Here is a 19,526-nt window from a genome sequence, read left to right as displayed (position 1 = left end):
GCGGGCGAGTCTGCCAGGTCAGATCCGTCGAAAGTCCCCCAGTCGAGTCCCGTCGAGGAGGTACGCGTCGCCGGCGGCGAGCCCCTCCGGGAGGAACGGCGAGAGGAACGACCCCCCCTCGACGTTGATCCACGTCCCGCCGGAGCGCTCGTTGAACGCCGGGAACACGACGAGTTCGGGACCGGAAGCCGCGGTCTCCCCCCCGCCGTCCGAGGCCTCCTCGTCGCCGAAGACGGCGGGCTTCAGCGGGCCGCGAAGCCACGCACGCTCCGTCCGCGACCCGCCGACCGCGTCCTCGAGTCTGACCTGCGGGTGTTCGTGGCCCATACAGACCACGTCCGCGGACCGGATCGCGGGATCGGGTCGGGTGTGCCCGTGGAGGACGGCGAGGTCGGACTGGCGGGCGTCCGGACGGGGGCCCTCCCGCAGGATGCCGCCCTCGGGTCCGATCACCTGGATCTCGTCGGCGAACGCCTCCGCGACGCCCGCGTCGTGGTTCCCCTCGACCAGCGTCAGCGGGACGCGGTCCGTGACCGCCGACACGAGCGTCTCCAGCTCCTCGCGCTCCTCGCCCTCCGGCGCGCCGATCCGGTGTGCGAGGTCGCCGAGGACGACGATCCGGTCGGCTCCGGTCCCGTCGATCAGCGAACACAGCCGGTCGACGCGTTCGTCCGCGCGGCTCTCGAGTTCCACCCCACGCTCGTAGCGGAGGCCGACCTCGATGCCGGCGTGGACGTCCGCGACGAGCAGCGCCCGCTCCGCGCCGAGGTCGGCGACGGCCGCCGGCTCGTCGACGACCGGCTCGACCGCGGCCATCAGATCGCTTTGAGCAGTCCGTCGCCCGGCTCGTAACACTTCCCGCCCATCAACGCGTCCTGGACGGCATCCTCGACGGTATCGGGGTCGACGCCGTGTTCGGACGCGACCGCCTCGACGACCGCCTCGCGGTCCGCGCCGTCGCCGTCGTCGAGCGCTTCCATCCTCTCGACGGCGGCGGCCTCGAGGTCGACGTCGGCGGCCGCGTCGTCCCCCTCGTCGTCCCCGCTCCCTCCGTCGTCTCCCGCGGACCCCGGCCCGTCGTCGTCGCTCGTGGCCGCGGCCCCGTCTCCGTCGTCGACTCCGACGCCCTCGGACATCTCCTCGGGTCCGGGCACGTCGATGTCGGCCTCCCCCGGATCGTCGACCTCGGAGCCGGTCGCGAAGTCGGTCCCGAACTCCGACTCTATCTCCTCGCGCTCCGCATCGTCGAGTTCGTACATCTCGTCGGCGGCGTCGGGAGCCGTCGTCTCCGGGTCCGCATCGCCGACCTCATCGTCGTCGGCTCCACCGGAATCGACCCCATCGCCGTCGGCTCCACCGCCGCCGATCCCGTCGTCATCGAAGTCCCCGAGGCCGGTTTCGTCCTCGGCGTCGCCCGGACCGTCGGGACCGTCGAGCGCATCGGACTCGACGGGATCGTCGAGACCGTCGGAACCGTCGAAGTCGCCGATCTCGTCGCCAGCACCCACGGCACCGACTCCGTCCTCCTCCGTTCCGTCCTCGAACGGTTCGGTCGCCGTGGCTGCGTCGGGCGAGGACTCGTCCGACTCCGCGTCGTCGATAGTCGGCTCGTCCGATACGTCGGCCGATCCGGTCGTCGATTCGGCCGGCTCGTCCCGCGTTTCCGCCGATCCTGCGTCGTCGCCCGTCGACTCGGTCGCCGCCTCGCTCGTTCCGTGGGTCGCCGTCGGTTCGATCCGCACGTCGGTGTCCGGAAGGGGACCGATCGTCGCGTCGCCGCCGGCGTCGGGGGCGATCTCAGGGGCACGAACGTCGTCGCGATCGCCGGCGATCATCTCCAGCGCGTCGACCGCGAGCCGCCGGACCGCCTCGACGTACGCGGGGGACGTGTCGTAGTGGGCGATCGCCTTCGGGATCCCCGCCGCCAGCGACGCGGGTGCGCCGCCGGCCTCGAGCGCGCCGCGAAGGTCGTCGCCGCGGAGGTCCGACGCGAGCGCCCGGTCGAGGACGGCGAGCCGGTCGAGGGTCCGCTCGGCCGCGGAGACCACCCACCGGTCGCGGACGTCGGCGTCGACCTCGTTGAGGCTCTCGGGACGGACGGAGGTGAACACCCGGTCGGAGTCCTCCGGCTCGAACGTCCGGGCCTTTCCCGTCAGCGCGACGAACGTGGGCGGCTCAGCGCGCTCGAGGAACGCCTGCTCGTCCGGCTGGTACTGGCCCGCGTAGGTGACGAACGCCCCGGAGGGATCGACCACTCGGCCGCGGCTCGTCCGGTCGTTGACGCGCTCGACCTCGGTGAGCACGCCCGCGACGAACAGCCGGTTGACCCGCGCGCCCGTCGGCGTCACGACGTAGTTCGGGGCCCGTTCCTCGTCGCTCTCGGAGTACGACAGCGAGGCGTCGTCGAACTCCGCGGCGAACAGCCGGTGGGCGACCTCGCGGGTGCCCGGCCCGTCGTCGCTCATCGGCCCACCTCCGCGAGCGCCGCGCGGGCGGACTCCGCGGGGTCGTCGTCGGCCTCCTCGAAGGCGGTCGCGTCGAGCGTCGCGCCGTACTCGTCGACCGAGAGGCTCCCGCGGACGCGGTAGGCCCCGCCCACGAGCGTGTCCGCTATCGACTCCGCGACCACGTCCTTGTCCATCGCGTCCTTCGCGGCCGCGAGCGCCTCGTCGAGCCCGCCGCCGTACACCTCGGCCGTGAGCTCGTCGTCGAGCACGACGGTGACGGTGTCGGTGCCGTCGTCGAGTATCGCCTTCACGCGGAGGTCGTCCTCGCCGTCGACCTCGCCGTGGCTCCGACACTGGCCGTTCTGGGTCACCCGACCGCACTCCGGGCAGCGCTCGATGAGTCCCGAGCCGTCGCGCACCTCGAGGACGTTTCCGACGAACTCGACGTCGAACATCCCGCCGGAGGCGACCGCCTCGCCGACCGAGAGCCGCGGCGCGCTCTCGGCGACCGAGACGGGCTCCGAGAGCGGCGTCACCGTCGTGAACTCGGTGAGGTTGATCGAGGGAACCCCCCGGAACTCGCGGGCGTACACGTCCTCGATCCGGAGGTCCGCGCCGACCTCGAGATCCGGGCGCGGGTCCCAGTCGGTGAAGGGGAGCTTCGCGGTCTCGTCGCCCACGACGCCCTCGCGGATCTCGGTCTCGCCGTCGCGTCCCGAGATGGTCTTCGACTCGACCTCCAGGACGCGCACCTCCACGTTGCGGCCGCGGTCGCCCGCGGCGATATCGACGAGGTCGCGGTCGCCGCCGACCTCGTGGTCGACCGCGACGGGCTCGTCCGCGATCGCGACCGTCGTCGACTCGTTGAGGTTGAGCTCGGGCTCGCCGTCCCACTCGCGGACGCCGGCGTTGCCGATCGTCAGTGAGTCGCCCGGCTCGAACCCGAAGTCCTGCCAGGCGGTGTAGGAGATCGTTCCGGTTCCGTCGGCGAGCTCCCCCTCCCGGATCGTGAGGTCGTCGCCCTGGTATCGGATCGTTCTGGTGCCACGGGTGAGCACGCGGACGGTGGCCGTGACGTTGCCGTGGTCGGTCGTGATCTCGACGAGGTCGACCGACTCGGGCGTCGGACTCGACCCGCCGCCTCCGCCGCCGTGCTTCCGGCGGACGCTCTGTTTGGCCTCGTCGATCGGAACGCTGTACTCGAGTAGGTTCTCCAGGTCCGCTTTGACCTCCGCCTTGTCTACGCCGAGGTCGGAGGCGAGCTCCTCGGCATGGCTGTTGACGTCCATCGGTCGCGAGTTCGACGCGACCGCACAAAAGGGTTCACCCGGGGGTTCCGATCCGCGACCGAGCGTCCGAACGTCCGGCACAGCTAAACCGTTCCCGTCCACAGAGGGGCACATGGCCGACATCGAGACGAGCGAGGTCGGGATCGACACTCGCGTCACTGCGGAGCGGACCGTCATCGAGGTGACCGGGACGCGTGACGTGGCCGTCGTCGTCCGATCGCCGGGCGGCGAACGGATCTACCTCCCGCCGGAGGACTTCGACGAGCCGGTCTCGGAGTCGTCGTACGCCTCACCGTACACCTCGCCGTATCAGGGCGCGGCGGCCCGCGAGGACGACGGAACCCCGTACCGCGGGGCGGTCGAGAGCACCCGCGGCGTGATCGAGACGGCGGACGGCTTCCGGGTTCGGCATCCGGAGCCGGTGACCGAGATCGACGTGTTCCGGGAGGAGTAGACGAACGCCGCTTGGCGACCGGATCCGAGCGCAGACGTCTCAGGGACCGCCTACGCGACGTCCTCGTAGACCGCGAGCGTGTCCTCGGCGACCGCCGACCAGTCGCGGCGCTCGTACTCCGGCGGCGACTCCCGGTCGAGCGCGGCCGCCAGCCCGTCGACGATCGACTCCGAGTCCGGGGTGACCTCGATCAGACAGCCCTCGGGGAGGATCTCCGCGGCCCCGCAGCGCGTCGAGACGACCTGCGTTCCCGCCTCGAGCGCCTCCGTGATCGTGATCCCGAACGGCTCGGCGAAGGAGGGGGAGACGAACGCGTCGCTCGCGGCGTAGTAGTCGCCCAGTTCCGCCTCGGGCACGTAGCCCACGAACTCCACCTTCTCCTCGATGCCCACCAGCTCGACGAACCGCTTCAGCTGTTCCGTCTGGTGGCCGGAGCCGCCCACGACGAGCGTGACGTCGCGTCCGCGGAGCTTCTTCATCGCGTACAGCAGGTGTGAGATCCCCTTCTGGTCTGTGTGTCGCCCGACGAAGAACAGCATCTCGCCGTCGATCCCGAGGTCCTCGCGGACGTCCTTCCCGGAGAACTTCGGCGTCGAGAAGCCGTTGTAGACGACGCGCGAGTCGGCTCCGTACAGCTCCCGGATGTCCTCGCGGACGATCTCGCTCACGGCGATGTTCGTGTCCGCGGCGTTCGCGAGCCGTCGCTCGGTCTCGACCTCGCGCGTGGGCGGGTCGATGTTCCGGTCGCTCGCCAGCGAGTGGAACGAGGACACCCACGTCGCGTCCGAGGCCCGCGACGCCTCCCGTCCCGGTCCGTATCCGAACCAGTCGTGGGTGTGGATCACGTCGTAGTCGGGGGCGAGCTCGACGAAGCGGTCGCTGAGACGCCCCACTCGGGTCGCGACGTCGCCCTCGCCGGTCTCGACGCCCTCCAGTCCCGGCTCGTCCTCGGGCGCCAGCTCCGCCGGCAACACCAGCTTGGCGTCGACGTCGAACTCGTCTCGCAGTCCGGAGAACAGCTCCCCGACGTGGACGTCCAACCCGCCGGTGACGTTCGGCGGATACCCCCATCCTAACATGAGTACGCTCGGCGGCATACGTCCACGATCGGAGACTCGCTACTTAGCTATGGTCCCTCGCGGCTCGCGGCCGAAACGGGAGTCGATAGAACGTGGGGGATCGGGGGAGAACGAGGCGACCGACGCGCTCAGGCCGCCGTGACGGCGTCGCGAAGCGCGGTCGTCCGGTCGGTGATCGCCCCTGCCGCCGCCTCGACGGCGTCGAGGGGGTCCCCGGACTCGGATTTCACCGTGAGCACGGGGTCGGTCTGGCCGCCGGACTGCTCGGGGTTCATGTCGTAGGTCGCGGCGGCGACGTCCTCGGTCTCCAACAGCGCGCCCTTCAGCACGTTCATGAACGTGTGGTCCTCGCCGGCGATCTCGATGCGGAGTTCCGTGTCGGTCTTCTCGATTACCCGCAGTTCCATACCCGTGATTCGCCCGAACGGCGTTTCAACGTTTCGTCTCCCGGATATCGTCGTTCGCCTCCGATCGCCGTCGAGCGTCGCCGTTCACGACCGAAATAATACAGTTGTTCTGATAGTATATGAGTAATACCAAGAAGTTTGTATATCGCACTAGTCCGTCTATTTCGAACTAATTGGAATATAAACCCGCTGAATGTACGATAGACGCGATCTCTAGTCGTCATCAACGATATCTCGAATCTCTGGGAAGCAGACCTCAAAGCAGTTTATAGTACTTTAGATGTAATTTATTCACGCCTCTTGGATAAATATCTTTCAAATCACATATTTTGTCTATACATACTGTTATTCCGATGTTTCTTTCCCGAGCGTCCCTGCCCGCCCTTCCGACCGGCAACCCATATATACGCGCCGGTCGGACGGTACGCACATGCACGTTCGCGACGAGGACGCCGTCAGACACGTCACGTTCGATCGCCCCGACTCGAAGAACGCGCTCACCGCCGACGTCGCCCGTGAACTGGCGGGCGTGCTGGAGGAGCTCGATCCCGATTCGCTCGACGCCGTCGTGATAACCGGCACGGGCGACGCGTTCAGTGCGGGCGGGGACATCCAGGCGATGGCCGAGCGGGAGGAGAGCGCCCGGGAGGCGCACGACCGCGTTCGCGCGACGCTCGGTCGGGTCGCCGAGGCCGTTCTCACCGCGCCGCTCCCCGTGGTGGCGAAGGTGAACGGCGACGCGGTCGGCGCGGGGCTCTCGCTCGTCGCGGCCGCGGACTTCGCGTACGCCGCCCCCGACGCGCGGTTCGGCGCGTCGTTCATCAACGTCGGCCTCGTCCCCGACCTCGGCGGAACCGTGACGCTCCCCCGACTCGTCGGGCTCAGAACCGCCAAGGAGCTCGCCTTTACCGGCGAGCTGATCGACGCCGAGCGCGCCGCGGCGCTCGATCTGATAAACGAGGTCGCGCCCGACGGCGAACTCGAGGCGGCCGTCGACGACCTGCTCGAGACGCTCGCCGCCCGCCCGACCGAGAACCTCGCGTTGGCGAAGGAGGCGATCCACGAGAACCTCGGACGGTCGATCGACGACGGGCTCCGGCGCGAGGCCCACTTTCAGACGCTCGCGTACGACACCGACGCCCATCGCGAGGGCGTCGAGGCGTTCCTCGAGGGACGCCGTCCCGACTTCGACTGACGCGCGGCGACGACGGACCGGTTCGTCCGTTCTCGGTCCTAGTCGGTCCGACCCTCGATCGGCTTCGGGTCGCCTTCGGTTCGGCTCTCCGCGTGTTCCCGACAGACGTACCCGCGGTCGACGGCCTCGCGGAACGGGGTTCGGACGTGACAGACGGGACAGGTCAACTGGACGTCGACGTCGACCTCGGCGGTCTCGCCGTCCACCAGTTCCCCCTTCGACGCCAGCGACCCGACCGCCTTCTCGGCCTTCTCCGCGGCGCGGTCGGCGGCGATCCGAACGCTCTCGAGTTCCCACTCCGACGTCGCCGTCTCCGTCGGCTTCGCTCCGTCGAGGCAGTCCTTCAGGTGGTGTCGCATCGTGCTCCACGAGGGCATGCTCGCGGTCAGCGCCTCGACGTCGATGCCCTCTCCCCGGAGGTCGTCGGCGACCTCCCGGCGGACGAGGTCGTCGTCGGACCGCAACGCCTCGTACTCGCCGTCGAGCCGAACCCCGGTCGCCGCGCGGTTGTGGTCGTCGTACACCCGCTTGAGCAGCCGCTTGTTGAACCAGTCGGTGAGCGTCCGGTAGCCGTCGGCCGGCCGACCGTCGTCGCCCCGCCACCGTCGGAGCAGATAGTCGTCGACGTCGTCGTATTCCGGCTGGGCGACGTCGATCCCGTACTCCTCGATCGCGGCGTCGATCTTACAGCTCATGCGGTGAGCGCTCGTCCCGTCGGACGTGTCGTTTCGTTCCCGGGAACGGGACGCCCGCCCGGTCGATCCGCCGTACTCGTGCCATCGGTTGTCCGACCGTCGGGTTCCGGAGTAGTAAAACTTAACGCGGCCCCTACGAAGGGCCGCTATGGGTTGGGAGCTCACGATCGAGAACGTCGCCGGCATCCGTCGGGGTTCCGCGAGGATCGCCCCGGGGAACAACGTGGTGCGCGCCACGAACTGGCAGGGGAAATCGAGCTTCCTCCAGGCCATCGAGACGGCGATGGGAACGGCGGCGCCGCTCACCGAGGGCGCCGACGCGGGCAGGGTCGAACTCGAGACCCCGGACGACTCCTACGCGGTCGAACTCCGGCGGCAGGACGGAACCGTCGTCACTCGCGGATCCGGGCTGCTCGAGGACGAGTACGACCGGATCCGGGCGGACCTGTACGCGTTTCTCGACGAGGACAACGCGATCCGGGACGCGGTCCGGCGCGGCGACGACCTCGCGGACCTCCTGACGAAACCGTTGGAGTTCGAGAACATCGAGGAGCGGATCGCGGAGCTCCGGTCCGAGCGCTCGAGCGTCGACGCCGAACTGTCGAACGCCGAGGACGCCGCGAACCGGCTTCCGTCGGTTCAAGAGGAGGTGACCCGGCTCGACGATCGGCTCGAGGAGCTGACGGAGCGCCGGAACTCCCTCGCGGACGCCGACGACGCGGACGGCGAGGAGGCCGAACGCGAGGAGCTGAGCCGTCTGCGAGCGGAACGCTCCCGAACCGACCGCCGCGTCGACCGCCTGTCCGACGCGGTCGATCGCATCGAGGGGACGCTGTCGGAGCTCCGGGAGGAACGCGAGTCGCTCACCGTCCCCGAGGAGGACGTGAGCGAGGAGCTCTCGCGGATCCGCGACCGTCGGGAGTCGATCCGGACCGACGTGGAGCTTCTGCGCGCCGTCTACTCGGCGAACCGGCGAGTGCTGACGGAGGGCCGCGTGGAGCTGCTCACCGACCGCGACCGGGGGCTTCTCGGCGACGACGTGGCCTGTTGGCTCTGCGGCACCGAGACCGACGAGGAGACCCTCCGCGAGCACCTCGAGGCGCTCAGCGACCGCATCTCCGAGCTCACGGCCGAGCGCGCCGAGTACGACGACCGCGTGGAGGAGCTCGAGTCCCGTCGCGACCGGATCCGGAACGCGACGCAGCGCCGCGACGAGCTCGACCGCCGGATCGGCGACCTCGAGGCCAAACTGGCCGACAGAGCCGAGAGCCTCGAGTCCGCGCGCGACCACCGCTCCGAGCTCGACGAGCGGATCGAGTCGCTCGAGGAGACGGTCGCGGAGCGCGACGAGGAGGTCGCCGACGTCGCGAGCGAGCTCGCGCGGGTGGAGACCGAACTCGAGGAGCGCCGCGACGAGCTGGAGGACCTGGAGCGTCGCGCCGACAAGCGCTCCACGCTGGCGGACGAGCGGGAGGCGCTGAGCGAGGAGATCGAGACGCTGCGGAACCGGAAGACGGAGATGAAACGCCGGACGCGGGAGGCGTTCGACGGGGCGATCGCCGACCTCCTCGACCGGTTCGACACGAGCTTCGAGACCGCGCGGCTGACGAGCGAGTTCGAGCTGGTCGTCGCGCGCGACGGCCGGACCGCCTCGCTCGACGCGCTGAGCGAGGGGGAGCTGGAGCTGCTCGGGATCGTCGCCGCGCTGGCCGGTCACGAGGCGTTCGAGGTCGGCGAGGACGTCCCGGTCCTGCTTCTCGACCGGCTCGGCGGCCTCTCGGCGGGGAACCTCTCGACGCTCGTCGAGTACCTCGACGGGCACGCGGAGTACCTCGTGTTCACGGCGTATCCCGAACACGACGCCCTCGAGGCGTCCGTCGTCGATCCCGCGGAGTGGGACGTCGTCAGCGCCGACGCGTCGACGTGAGGCAGAGGGCGGGCGGGAGCGGTGCCGGACCGTCTCGGTGCTGGACTGTCTCGGTCCGCTGGCCGGGTCGGTCCGCTGGTCGGGATCGGCGACGCCGGACAGGTTGACATCCTCCCCGCCCTGAAGGGCGAGGATTCCCGACAGCAATTGGGATATTAAGGTTTGCAGTCTACCACTTGTTCCCGCGGTAAGAATCCCCTGGACAAGTCGTAAAGGTAGACTCCGGGCTGTGCCAACCAGCCGGTACTCCTATCCCCACCCAAACCGGGTACAGACTCGGAGTTACTTTGAGTGATGTCGAGACGGATATTCTCCGCCCCATTCACGTCAGCGTTGAACGCAGCATCACACGCTTCACATACGTACAACCCACGCTCGACACGCTGACTCTCGTCTTCTCTACCGCAGACGCAACACGTCTTACTCGTGTCGCGCTCTGAAACTTCTACGACTTCGATGCCTTCGACCTCCGCCTTGTATTCGAGGATGTTCGAGAATCTGTCGAACGCCCAGCCATGCAGGTCGAGGTTGCCGTGTTTACCCCAGTTCTTCGACTTGCCGTTGTCGTCCTCGCGGACACCAGCGAGTTTTCCGACGTTGATACGGCCAACCCCCCGCTCAACACACTTCTCAACAATGTGTTTTGCGAGGCTGTGGAAGAAGTGGGTCCGGCGCTCCGACCATTTCGCGTGGAGACGAGTCGCTTCAGAACCGCCTGAATCATCGCACTTGGCGATTTCTTTCGGGAAGTAGTACCCGTCCTGCTTCAAGCGATTACCGGGGTAGAGGTCAGCTTCTTCGGTGCTGTACGCGACCGTGGCGAAGTTACAGATTCCAAGGTCGATACCCGCCGTCTCCTCGCCGGGTGCGTTAGGCGTCTCGATTTCGTCTTTGCAGACAAGGTGGAGTTCCCAGCGTCCCTTTGCCTTGTCGTAGACTGCACGAACTTGTTGCAGGTTCTCGACAGTGACTCCGGGCCGAGTTTCATACTCGACAAGGATGTATTCCCACGCTTTCGGGTGTTCCTTATGATTCGCGCCTTTCGAGAGACGGACGCGGTTGTTCTTCGAGTCGTGTTTGATGCCGTTCTGTTTCCACGTCACGGTTGAACGCGGGTGTTCTTCGTGGACGCGATTATCGTTGTCGTCGTAGTAGTTTTTCTTGCGGTAGCCGGGTGGATTCGCACGGTCATCGGATTTCCTCTTCTTGTACCATGAGTTGAAGGATTCAGCGAGCTCCTCCAGAACGCGCTGACTGGACTGACTGTGTAGTCCCTTGTATTTTGGATGGGTCTTCAACTCGTTTTTGAGGTCGCCGTGGTCGGGAATCTCGCCGGTTTCGTCCCACACGTTGCGGGAGTGGTAGTTGGCGACGTTCCAGAGTTTGCTGGTGCTCCACCCGTGGTGGTCGAGCGGTTCCTCTACTTGTGAGTGGTTGAGGATGTTCGCTCGGTGGGTACGGTGGACTTCCAGCATCTCGAAACGCCTGTATAATCACTTATACTCTCATATATGTATATGTTCGGGTTGAGAACGTGGAATATTCGGCCTTGCTATCGGCAGTAGGTTGTAGGGGATTGTCGGCTGTATCCCCACCCTGAAGGACGGGGTTTTAGCCTCGAATACTCAATAGTACTTTACGCGGGGGATTCGAGTAGGGACATATCTCAGCATGCCCGACGAATACGTCACGTCCGAGACCAACCTCCCGCCCGATCCCGAACGGGGGGAGGTCAGCATCCAGGTGACCGACGCCGAGACGAAGGAGATCTTCAGCACGCGAGCGTACGTGAGTCGGGACGCCGATGAGCTGTCCGACCCCGTCCCGTTGACGGTCGTCAGCGGTCCGCACGAGAACACCGAGGAGCGGTGGTACATCGAGGTGTTGGAGACCGACATCGACGCGAAGGGCGTCGACAGGGAGACGCTCGAGCGGGTGATGGAGGAGACGGCCGAGGGGGCGAACGTCATCAACACGCGCTCCGACGAGGTGAAGACGCTTCTGGCGTACCTCGTCGAGGTCGGCGTCTACTCGTCCATCTCGGAGGCCAGTCGAAAGGTGATGTACGAACACCTCTCCGAACGGTACCCGGAGCTCGTCAACGAGTACGTCGACCTGAAGGTACAGCGCGAGCAACGCGAGCTGACGGGCGGGAGCGACGGCGGATGACGGTCGACGGCTTCCGCGGATACCTCGGAGAGGTGGAGATGCGAGACGACCTCGTCCGGATCGACGACCCGGTGTCGTGGAACCTGGAGGCGAGCGCGCTCACGATGCTCGCGAACGAGAACGACGGCCCGATCCCCCTCTTCGAGTCGGCGGACGGCGCACGCCTCGTCGGCGACCCGTATCGGGGGTCACAGCGCCGGCCCTGGGACCGGATCGCCCTCGGCATGGACATCCCGCCGGACGCCTCGCGCCGGGAGTTCTACGACGAGACGATCCGGCGGCTCAAGGACCAGCGGTCGCCGGAGACGGTCGATCGGCGCGACGCACCGTGTAAGGAGGTGATCGAGACCGGCGAGGACGTGGACCTGCTCGATTACCCGTGGCCCTACATCCACGCGGGCGACGGGGGCCGGTACTCGAACCTCCACACCCTCGTGGCGCCGGACCCGGACTCGGCGTGGATCGACTACTCGTATCACCGCGTGATGGTCCACGACAGCCGGACCGCGAGCGTGCTCCTGCTCGCCGGCGAGCAGACGCCGAACCTCTTCTACTACAAGTACGAGCGGCGCGACGAGCCGATGCCGGTCGCGATCGTCGTCGGGGCCGACCCGGCGGTACAGTACAGCTCGGTGATGTGGATCCCGACGGGCCGCAGCGAGGCCGAGTTCGCCGGCGGCCTGAAGGGCGCGCCGATCGACCTCGTCCCCTGCGAGACGAACGACCTCCTCGTCCCGGCCGACGCGGAGCTCGTCATCGAGGGCGAGATCCGTCCCGACGTGCGCCGCGACGAGGGACCCTTCGGCGACTACTTCGGGTACATGCACGGGCCGCGGCGGTCGATGCCCGCCCTCGAGGTGACCGCGATCACCCGACGGACGGACCCGATCATCCCCTTCTGCGTCGAGGGGACGGGCGTGGGTCACACGGAGAACTCCACCAGCTCGATGGAGATCGGCTGTGTCGGGCCGGACGCGACGCTCGGGCTGCGCGCCGGCGGGTTCGACGTGGACCGCTGTGTCCCCTGGCAGTCGACGCCGCGGACCGTCTACGTCATCTCGACGGACGCGACGGCCCCCGGCGAGCTCCACGAGCTGGCGAACTTCATCTTCACCACCTGGGGCATGCTCCACGTCGACTTCTTCGTGTTCGTCGACGGCGACGTCGACCCGCTCGACCAGCGCGCCGTACTGGAGGCGCTCGCGCTGTACGCGGACCCCGACGAGGACTTCCACCAGTTCGGCGTCGCGTCGATGCCGAAGGTGCCGTTGAACATCTACCAGACGCCGGACGAGAAGGGGAACGCCCAGACGGGCACCTCGAAGGCGAAGACCGCCAAGGCGTACATCGACGCCACCCGCGACCGCGACGACGACGCGGAGGCGGCCGCGGAGGCGGCCGACGGGGAGACGCGGTACTGGGCGCGGACGCTGCTCGCCGGGGCGGGCGCGGACCCCGACGGGCTGCCGGGGATCGACCCGACGGAGGTCGAACCGTGACGACCCTCTCCGATCACCTCGACGACCTCCGCGAGCGCGGGGACCTCCTGGAGATAGGCGACCGCGTCCACTGGGACACCGAGGCGGCGGTCGTCGCGACCGAGGCGCTCCGGCACAACTGCGCCGCGCTCCGGTTCGACGAGACGGCCGGCCGGGTCGCGTACGCCAGCGGCGTCTACGCCGGCCCCGACCAGATATCCGGCCGGGAGAACCGCCCGTGGCGACGGATCGCTGCCGGCCTCGGGCTGGGTCACGACGTCGGCTGCGTCGACCTCCTCGACGTGCTCTCGCGGTGGGAGACGACCCCGCTCTCGGACGCGGTCCTTCTCGACCCGGCCGCCGACCGCGACGCGGGGGACGACCTCTACGCGCTCGGCCTCCCGGGCGTCGACGACGCCGGACGACAGGGCGTCACGCAGGGCGTGATCGCGGTCGAACGCGACGGGACCACGACGTGGGCGCCGGTCCGGGGGACCGTCCACCGGGGATCGACGCTCAGGGTGGTCGTTCCGGGGGCGGTCGACGAGTGGTTCGAGGGCGGGCGGGCCGCGAGCGTGTCGCTCGGCGTCGAGGCGGCGACGCTCGTCGCCGCGCTCCAGGGATGGACGCAGGACCGGACCGTTCCCGCCGTGCCGGAACGCGCCGCCGGGCTCGCCGACGTCCCGCTCGCGCGGGTCGACGGGCGTGTCGTGCCCGCGAGCGCGGAGGTACGGATCGACGGCGTCGCCGATCCCACCGACGCCCCGGTCTCCGGCCCGGAGGCGACCTGGGAACGGGCGACCGAGACCGCCACGCTCTCGTTCGAGGCGGAGGGGATCCGCCTGCGGGAGGATCCGACGGTGCCGTTCGTCCCGCTCGGCGCGCCCCTCGCGGACGACGTCCACCTCATGAGCCTCGTCGAGGCGGCGACGCTGTACCGCCGCGTGAACGGCTACTGGGGGGTCTCGCCCGTCTCCTGGGTACAGCTCCCCGTCGAGAGTCGGCTCGGCCTCTGTCTCGTCTCGAGCGAGATCCTGTACGCCGGCTTCGACTGGCAGCTCGCGAACGCGCTGTTCTCGTTCTCCGACTACTTCGACAAGGTGTTGGTGCTGGACGAGTACGCGCGGCCGACCGACCTCGCCCGCGCGCTCGACGACATGTGGGTGAAGGCGCACCCGGGCAACGACTGGGTGTTCAGCGACCCCAACGCCCCGGCGGCGACCGCGCCGGTCTACCGCCGGGACGGCGAGACCGGGTCGCGGCTGTACATCAGCGCCATCTGGGATCCACGGTGGGACGAGGACTACATCGCGCCGCGCGTCACGTTCGAGTCGTCGTTCCCGGAGGGGATCCGCGAGTCCGCACTCGAACGATGGGAGACGCTGACGGCGTCACGGGCCGGGGACGACGGGATCGAGGACCCGCCGCCGTACGACGACGCCGCGTCGAGAGGTGACGGCGCGTGACGGACGCGGTTCGCGTCGCCGTCGGCACGGGATCGCCGGAGGGCGTCAACGGCGCGTACGTCCTTCCCGACGCCGGCGTCGTCGTCGATCCCGGACCGCCGGGGGACGAGCCGTGGGGGGCCCTGCGTGCGGGGATCGCGGACGCCGACCTCGCGCTCGACGACGTCGAGCACGTCCTCGTGACCCACTGGCACGCCGACCACGCGGGGCTGGCGACCCGGCTCGCGGACGCCGCGGACGCCCGGATCGCCATGCACGCGGCCGACGCGCCGCTCGTGGCGTCGTACGCGGACGAACGCGCCCGCAGACTCGACCGCGACGCCGCCGCGCTCCGACGGTGGGGGGTGCCGAGGGACGTGCGAACCCCGCTCGTCGAGGCGGACCGCCCCTCGCCGCTCCCCGACACCTACGACGTTCACGAACTCTCCGACGGGGACGTCGTCGCGGGCGTCGAACTCCTCTCTACCCCGGGTCACACCGCGGGTCACGCCTCGTTCGTGTACGACGGATCGCGCGGCGACACGCTGTTCCTCGGCGACCTGCTGTTGCCGACGTACACGCCGAACGTCGGCGGAAGCGACACGCGGACCGACGACCCGCTCGCGGCGTATCTCCGCTCCGTCGACCGCGTCGCCGACGCCTTCGACCGCGGCGAGCCCGGTCACGGGACGACCGTCGACGTGGCGAGCGAGGCGGCGTCGGTTCGCGAACACCACCGCGAGCGCGCACGACGGGTCCTCGACGCGCTTCCCGCGGCGGGCGCGGCCACGCCGTGGACGGTCGCGCGGGAGCTGTTCGGCGAGATGCGCGGGATCCACGCGAAGTTCGGCGCGGGCGAGGCGTCGGCACACCTCCGTCGGCTCGCGGCGATCGGCGCGGTCGAACGGTGCGAGGACGACCCGGTCGCGTACCGGGTCCGCCCGGGCACTCACTCGGACTCGATCGGCTCGAACTTGACCCCGTAGCGGGGGACGCCCTCCTGCTCGTAGATCCGCCGGACCGTCGCCCGGACCTCGTCGCCGACGTCGACGTCGGCCGGGTCCGCGTCGGTGACCTGGGCGGGGAGCCGGACGCGTCCCGCCGCGGCCTCGAGCTCGACGATCGCCACGGCGTACGCGCCGTCGCGCTGCTGGAGCTCCGCGAACTCCGGCGGCGCGCCGCCCTGCCCGATGACGGTCAGGGCCCGGACCGTCCCGGTCCGGGGGGCCTCGAACTCCTCGAACTCGATCCGCGAGTGACACGACTGGCAGGCACCCTCCGGCGGGAACGAGACGCCGCCGCACTCCGGACAGACCCCCGCGACGAGCCGGTAGCGCTGGTCGAGCGACCGCCGCCAGTTCGGCAGGCTGACGTGGGCCCCGCCGCCGGCGACGTCGCCGCTCACGACGTATCCCCGCTCGCGGAGGTACGAGGCGTAGTCGATCGTCGTCCCGTCCTCGAGGTCGTCTATCCCCTCGACGGCGAGTCCGCCCCCGACGGCGACCGCGGCCGCGGTGCCGCCGCCGAAGAAGGCCGCGATCGACGTCCCGGCGCTCTCGGCGTCGCCCTCGTCACTCCCCGTGTCGTCCGCGTCGAGGGCGGCGAGCAGTCCGAGCGGGACCGTTGCGGCCCCGGCGTCGCCGATCCGGTCCACGACGGTCCCCGCCGCGACCGCCCCGTTCGAGACCGGGAGGTCCGCGGTCGCCCGGTACGGGAACCGGCCGTCCGGCTGGTGGACCGACGCGGCGTCGGCGTCCGCGGGGTCGACCGGAAGCGACGAGACGGCCTCCGTGACCGCCTCGCGGATCGCGTTCCGCTGATAGGTCGTGACGTCGAGCGACGCCACCTCCTCCCCGCCGCGCTCGCGGAACCGGACGCCCGGCGTCTCCTCGGTATACCAGGCGGTGCCGGTCACGGTCGCGGGCGCGTCGTCGTCGACGACGAACGCCGCCGCGCCGGCCCCGAGCGGGTGGTCGCCCTCGGCCGGCTCGCCCGCCGGACAGTCGGCGGCGACGACGAGCGCCGGCCCCTCGGCGTCGAGCGCCCGTGAGAGCGCCTCGGCTCCCGCCGCCGTGTGGCCGCCGACCGTCGCCGTCGCCACCGATCGAGGGAGGTCGAGCGCCCGCGCGAGCCGCGGGAGCAGCTCGCCCTCCTCGGCCGGCGTCGTCGTCGTCGCCACGGCCGCGAGCGTCAGATCGTCGCGGTCGACCGCGTCGCTCGACAGCGCGCGCTCGGCCGCTTCGACGGCCATCGTCAGGGCGTCCTCGTCGGCGGCGGGCACCGCCTTCCGCTCGATACCGCTCGCGTGGCTCGTCCCCCACGCCTCCGCGAGTTCGTCCGTCGTGAGCCGGAACCGGGGCACGTACGCCCCGGCGGCGGCGATCCCCCTCACGCGAACTCACCCCGTTCGAGCACGTGGACGGTAACGCCGCCCCCGCTCCCACCGACGTTGTGTGTCAGCCCGTACTTCGGGTCGTCGACCTGGACGTACGCCTCCCCGCGGAGCTGTTTGAACGCCTCGACGATCTGGCCGGTCCCGGTCGCGCCGATGGGATGTCCCTTCGATTTGAGCCCGCCGGAGGTGTTGACGGGGAGTTCGCCGTCGGGATCGGTGACGCCCTCCCGGAGGAGCCGGCCGGCCTCGCCGCGCTCGCAGAACCCGAGGTCCTCGTAGGCGAGCAGCTCGGCGATGGCGAAGCAGTCGTGGACCTCGGCGAAGTCGAGGTCGTCGGGGGCGATCCCCGCCTGCTCGTAGGCCGACTCGCCCGCGGTGACGCTCGCGGGGACGCTCGTCAGCGACTCCCGCTGGAACAGCCCGACCCGCCCGCTCGCCGCGCCCGCGCCGGCGACCTGGACCGCCGCGTCGCTCGCCTCCCGGGCGACCTCCTCGCTCACGACGATGGCCGCGCTCGCGCCGTCGGTCGTCGGACAGCAGTGGTAGAGGTTCAGCGGGTCGGCGACGCTCGGCGCCGACACGGCGTCCTCGAGCGAGCACTCGAACCCGAGGTGCGCCTTCGGGTTCTTCGCCCCGTTCGCGTGGTTCTTCACGGCGACGCGGCTCAGGTCCTCGGCCGTCGTCCCGTACTCGTCCATGTGCGCGCTCGCCATCTGGGCGTACACCCCGGCGAACGTCGTGCCGCTCGTGCGCTCCCACTCGGTCTCGCCGCTGACGCCGAGCCACCAGCGGGTGTGATCGGAGCTGGCGTCGGTCATCACCTCGTACCCTCCCGCGAGCGCGACGTCGACCACCCCCGACTTGACGGCGGTGACCGCCTGCCGGAAGGCGAATCCGCTCGCGGCACACGCGTTCTCGACGCGCGTCGTCGGCACGCCGTGGAGCCCGAGGTGTTCGGTCACCGCGGGGCCGCTCAACCCGATCTGTCGGCCGCCGACGCCGAGGGTACCGAGGTACGCCTCCTCTATCTCCCCCGGGTCGAACTCGCCGTCGACGCTGTCGAGCGCCGCGTCGAAGGCGTCGTCGAACAGCGTGAGGTACGTCTCCTCCGGAAACGAGCCGAACGACGACTGCCCGGCTCCGAGCACATACACGTCTCGCATGGGTCCCCGTTTCGGTCCTACAGTAAAAATCCATAGGGATCCGGACGAGCGGTTCCGACCCGCCGGCGGCGGCCCGGAGCCTGCCCGCCTACGGCTCGCTCACGCGAAGGACCGGCTTGATCGCCTCGCCCGCCTCCTGCTCCGCTATCGCCCGCTCGATGTCCTCGAAGTCGTAGTAGGTGACGAGCTCGTCGAACGGGAACTTCCCGGCGCGGTAGAGCTCGATCAGGTCGGGGATGAAGAGGTCCGGCATGGAGTTCCCCTCGATGACGCCCTTGACGTTCCGTCCGAACAGGACGTTGTTCACGTCGAGTTCGACCTCGGTTCCGAGCGGCGGCGCGCCGACGACCGCGCAGTCGGCGTTCTGGCGCAGGCAGTCGACCGCCTGTCGGAGGACGTCCGTGTTCGCCGTCGTCTCGACGCTGTAGTCCGCGCCGCCGCCGAGGTGTTCGTGGATCGCGTCGACCGTGTCGTCGACGCTCGTCGGATCGATCGCGTGGGTGGCGCCCAACTCGAGCGCCTTCTCGAGTCTGGACTCCATGAGGTCGACGGCGACGACGTCGGTACACCCCTTCAGGTCCGCGGCCATGACCGCGCTCAGGCCGACCGACCCGGTCCCGAACACGACGATGGAGGAGGCCGCCTGCGGGTCGAGCGTGTTGATGACCGCGCCCGCACCCGTCTGGACCCCGCAGCCGAGCGGTCCGAGTAGCTCGAGGGGGACGTCGTCGCCGACGGGAACGACGTTCCGCTCGGTGGCGATCGAGTGGGTCGCGAAGGAGGACTGGCCGAAGAACATCCCGCTCACCTCCTCGCCGTCGTCGCGGATCGGCGAGGAGCCGTCCGTGACCCGCCGTCCCGCGAAGTTGTGCGCGAAGAAGTCGTCGCAGTACGCCACGTCGCCCTCCCGGCAGTTCCGACAGGTCCCGTCGTGATCGAAGGTGAGCACGACCCGATCGCCGGCTTCCACCTTCGTGACTCCCTCCCCGACCGCCTCGACGACGCCAGACCCCTCGTGGCCGAGCACCGCCGGCAGCGGGGTCGGGTAGTACTGGTCCCTGACGGCGATGTCCGTGTGACACAGCCCCGCGCCCACGACGCGGACCAACACCTCCCCGGGCTGGGGGTCGTCCAGCTCCAGCGTCTCGATCTCGAACGGCCCGGACTCCTCCCGTACGACTGCGGCGTCTATCTCCATGTCCACGAACATCATGGGTAGTGTTACACATAAACGTTCGCTCATCCGCGAGCGTCCTCGCGACTCGATCGACTCCGAGTCCCCCGACCTCCGCCGTCTCCGCTCGTCTCCGTCTCCGCTCGTCTCCGTCTCCGCTCGCCTCCGAATCGGCTCGGTTCCGGAACCCCATCTCGATCCCATCGAGT

At 69.4% G+C, this 19,526-nt stretch carries 17 protein-coding genes; 7 read left to right on the top strand and 10 right to left on the bottom strand.

Annotation, left to right across the window (positions count from 1 at the left end; translation table 11 throughout):
• Positions 1-18: 18 nt before the first annotated feature.
• Genes EAO78_RS07130 through EAO78_RS07120 form a run of 3 tightly spaced genes read right to left on the bottom strand, consistent with a single transcriptional unit; the run spans position 19 to position 3,736 of the window.
• Complete coding sequence (locus tag EAO78_RS07130) at positions 19-816, bottom strand: metallophosphoesterase (protein WP_122105167.1); 798 nt, start codon at positions 814-816, stop codon at positions 19-21.
• Positions 816-2,465, bottom strand: coding sequence for a hypothetical protein (locus EAO78_RS07125; RefSeq protein WP_122105166.1), 1,650 nt, complete (start codon positions 2,463-2,465; stop codon positions 816-818). Before EAO78_RS07125 ends, EAO78_RS07130 begins: the two co-directional genes overlap by 1 nt.
• Positions 2,462-3,736, bottom strand: a complete 1,275-nt coding sequence (locus tag EAO78_RS07120; protein WP_122105165.1) for a Single-stranded DNA binding protein — start codon at positions 3,734-3,736, stop codon at positions 2,462-2,464. The genes EAO78_RS07125 and EAO78_RS07120 overlap by 4 nt, the downstream gene beginning before the upstream one ends.
• Before the next feature lie 112 nt (positions 3,737-3,848).
• Between EAO78_RS07120 and EAO78_RS07115 the strand changes: the two genes are divergently transcribed.
• The gene (locus EAO78_RS07115) at positions 3,849-4,190 is read left to right on the top strand and encodes a DUF7510 family protein (RefSeq protein WP_122105164.1); all 342 of its coding nucleotides are present in this window, start codon (positions 3,849-3,851) and stop codon (positions 4,188-4,190) included.
• A gap of 50 nt (positions 4,191-4,240) precedes the next feature.
• Here the strand turns inward: EAO78_RS07115 and EAO78_RS07110 are convergent, their stop codons facing one another.
• Positions 4,241-5,269, bottom strand: a complete 1,029-nt coding sequence (locus EAO78_RS07110; protein ID WP_122105348.1) for a glycosyltransferase family 4 protein — start codon at positions 5,267-5,269, stop codon at positions 4,241-4,243.
• 128 nt (positions 5,270-5,397) lie between these two features.
• Positions 5,398-5,676, bottom strand: a complete 279-nt coding sequence (locus EAO78_RS07105; RefSeq protein ID WP_122105163.1) for a DNA-directed RNA polymerase subunit L — start codon at positions 5,674-5,676, stop codon at positions 5,398-5,400.
• A gap of 430 nt (positions 5,677-6,106) precedes the next feature.
• Here EAO78_RS07105 and EAO78_RS07100 point away from each other — a divergent pair, with 430 nt between their 5' ends.
• A complete protein-coding gene (locus tag EAO78_RS07100; protein ID WP_122105162.1) occupies positions 6,107-6,871 on the top strand; it encodes an enoyl-CoA hydratase/isomerase family protein in 765 nt (254 codons plus the stop codon).
• Between the two features lie 38 nt (positions 6,872-6,909).
• Here the strand turns inward: EAO78_RS07100 and rdfA are convergent, their stop codons facing one another.
• Complete coding sequence (rdfA, locus tag EAO78_RS07095; protein ID WP_122105161.1) at positions 6,910-7,566, bottom strand: rod-determining factor RdfA; 657 nt, start codon at positions 7,564-7,566, stop codon at positions 6,910-6,912.
• Between the two features lie 148 nt (positions 7,567-7,714).
• Between rdfA and EAO78_RS07090 the strand changes: the two genes are divergently transcribed.
• Entirely contained in the window at positions 7,715-9,493 is a 1,779-nt protein-coding gene (locus EAO78_RS07090) for an archaea-specific SMC-related protein (RefSeq protein ID WP_122105160.1), read from the top strand.
• Positions 9,494-9,648: 155 nt separating this feature from the next.
• Here EAO78_RS07090 and EAO78_RS07085 read toward each other — a convergent pair whose 3' ends face one another.
• Positions 9,649-10,968: an RNA-guided endonuclease InsQ/TnpB family protein gene (locus tag EAO78_RS07085; protein WP_122105159.1), complete on the bottom strand. Its 1,320-nt coding sequence runs from the start codon at positions 10,966-10,968 to the stop codon at positions 9,649-9,651.
• A 196-nt stretch (positions 10,969-11,164) separates the two neighbouring features.
• Here EAO78_RS07085 and EAO78_RS07080 point away from each other — a divergent pair, with 196 nt between their 5' ends.
• From EAO78_RS07080 to EAO78_RS07065, 4 genes are read left to right on the top strand one after another with little or no spacing between them, the layout of a single operon-like run.
• Positions 11,165-11,662 carry a hypothetical protein gene (locus EAO78_RS07080; protein WP_122105158.1) on the top strand — a complete coding sequence of 166 codons (498 nt, stop codon included), beginning with the start codon at positions 11,165-11,167 and terminating at the stop codon, positions 11,660-11,662.
• The gene (locus EAO78_RS07075) at positions 11,659-13,161 is read left to right on the top strand and encodes a UbiD family decarboxylase (RefSeq protein ID WP_122105157.1); all 1,503 of its coding nucleotides are present in this window, start codon (positions 11,659-11,661) and stop codon (positions 13,159-13,161) included. Before EAO78_RS07080 ends, EAO78_RS07075 begins: the two co-directional genes overlap by 4 nt.
• On the top strand, positions 13,158-14,606 hold the full coding sequence (locus EAO78_RS07070) for a UbiD family decarboxylase (RefSeq protein ID WP_122105156.1): 1,449 nt from the start codon (positions 13,158-13,160) through the stop codon (positions 14,604-14,606). The genes EAO78_RS07075 and EAO78_RS07070 overlap by 4 nt, the downstream gene beginning before the upstream one ends.
• Positions 14,603-15,571, top strand: a complete 969-nt coding sequence (locus EAO78_RS07065; RefSeq protein WP_122105155.1) for an MBL fold metallo-hydrolase — start codon at positions 14,603-14,605, stop codon at positions 15,569-15,571. Before EAO78_RS07070 ends, EAO78_RS07065 begins: the two co-directional genes overlap by 4 nt.
• Here the strand turns inward: EAO78_RS07065 and EAO78_RS07060 are convergent.
• The 3 genes from EAO78_RS07060 to EAO78_RS07050 all read right to left on the bottom strand — a co-directional run bounded on the left by EAO78_RS07060 (position 15,535) and on the right by EAO78_RS07050 (position 19,341).
• Positions 15,535-16,977, bottom strand: a complete 1,443-nt coding sequence (locus EAO78_RS07060) for an OB-fold domain-containing protein (RefSeq protein ID WP_122105154.1) — start codon at positions 16,975-16,977, stop codon at positions 15,535-15,537. The genes EAO78_RS07065 and EAO78_RS07060 overlap by 37 nt on opposite strands.
• Positions 16,974-18,143, bottom strand: a complete 1,170-nt coding sequence (locus tag EAO78_RS07055) for a thiolase domain-containing protein (protein ID WP_122105153.1) — start codon at positions 18,141-18,143, stop codon at positions 16,974-16,976. Before EAO78_RS07055 ends, EAO78_RS07060 begins: the two co-directional genes overlap by 4 nt.
• Before the next feature lie 88 nt (positions 18,144-18,231).
• Entirely contained in the window at positions 18,232-19,341 is a 1,110-nt protein-coding gene (locus tag EAO78_RS07050) for an NAD(P)-dependent alcohol dehydrogenase (protein WP_122105347.1), read from the bottom strand.
• Positions 19,342-19,526: the final 185 nt, after the last annotated feature.

The organism is Halobellus captivus, from assembly GCF_003697845.1.
GTDB lineage: Archaea > Halobacteriota > Halobacteria > Halobacteriales > Haloferacaceae > Halorubrum > Halorubrum glutamatedens.
The sequence above is the reverse complement of the archived record's forward strand: the minus strand, read 5'-3'. Positions and strand labels throughout refer to the sequence as shown.